Annotated in this window: 1 pseudogene; it reads right to left on the reverse strand. The window is 35.5% G+C overall.

The features are described 5' to 3' along the window. Positions 1–1,466: pseudogene (locus ACRBBL_RS27540) on the reverse strand (DNA-directed RNA polymerase subunit beta'); the annotation flags it as partial.

The raw sequence follows: 1,466 nt of genomic DNA on the forward strand, positions 1-1,466 counted from the left end.
GAGATAAATGATTTCGTTTGTAATGAAGCTCTTGTAATACCTTGTAAGATTGGCGTTGCCGTTGCTGGCACTACGTCTCTTGCAGATACTAACTGCTTATCAGCTCTTCTTAATACAGAGTTTTCATCTCTCAATTCTCTTGGAGAAACAATTTGCCCTGCTTTAAAGTTTTCTGACTCACCTGCATCTTCAACTACTTTTTGACCGTAAAGATTGTCGTTCTCTCTAATGAAATCTGACTTGTGAATTAATTGGTTTTCTAAGAAGATAGTATCTCCTGGATCTCCAATTCTTACTTTACGCATCATTTGACGAACAATTACCTCAAAGTGCTTGTCATTAATTTTTACACCTTGCAAACGATATACTTCTTGTACTTCGTTTACTAAGTATTGCTGTACTGCAGAAGGCCCTTTGATATTTAAAATATCGTTTGGCGTAATAGAACCATCAGAAAGTGGCATTCCTGCTCTTACATAATCATTCTCTTGTACTAAGATTTGGTTCGAAAGTTTTACTAAGTACTTTCTAATATCTCCAAATTTAGACTCTACAATAATTTCACGGTTACCTCTTTTGATTTTTCCGAAAGAAACAACTCCATCAATCTCAGAAACTACCGCTGGGTTAGAAGGGTTACGCGCTTCAAATAATTCTGTTACACGTGGTAAACCTCCTGTAATATCTCCAGATTTTGCAGACTTACGTGGTATTTTCACTAAAATTTTACCAACTTTAATCTTTTCACTATCATCTACCATTAAGTGAGAACCTACTGGTAAGTTGTATGAACGTTGTATTTCACCTTTACTATTTAAAATGTGAAGTGTTGGAATTAATTTTTTATTTCTTGATTCAGAAATTACTTTTTCTTGGAATCCTGTTTGCTCATCAATCTCTACTTGGAATGTTACACCTTGTTCAACATTTTCATATTGAATTTTTCCTGCAAATTCAGAGATAATTACACCGTTATATGGATCCCACTGACAAATAGCCTGATCTTCCTTGATCGTATCTCCGTTTTTCACAAAGATTGTAGATCCGTAAGGAATGTTATTTGTACTTAAGATGATTCCTGTTTTCTTATCTAAAACTTTAATTTCTGATGTACGAGAAATTACAATATCACCCATTTTTCCGTCAGCTACTTCACCTTGAACCGTTTTAAGTTCTTCGATTTCAGCAACTCCACCAAATTTAGCTTTTAATTGGTTTTCTTCAGAAATGTTACTTGCTGTTCCTCCCATGTGGAATGTACGAAGTGTTAACTGCGTACCAGGTTCTCCAATTGACTGTGCAGCAACAACTCCAACAGCTTCTCCAATTTGAACCATTTTATTTGTAGAAAGGTTACGTCCGTAACAGCTAGCACAAATACCTTTTGGCGCTTCACATGTTAATGGCGATCTTACTTCTACTGACTCAATTGGTGAATTTTCAATAGCTTGCGCAATGTCTTCATT

This window comes from Kordia sp. (assembly GCF_050633145.1).
Classification (GTDB): domain Bacteria; phylum Bacteroidota; class Bacteroidia; order Flavobacteriales; family Flavobacteriaceae; genus Kordia.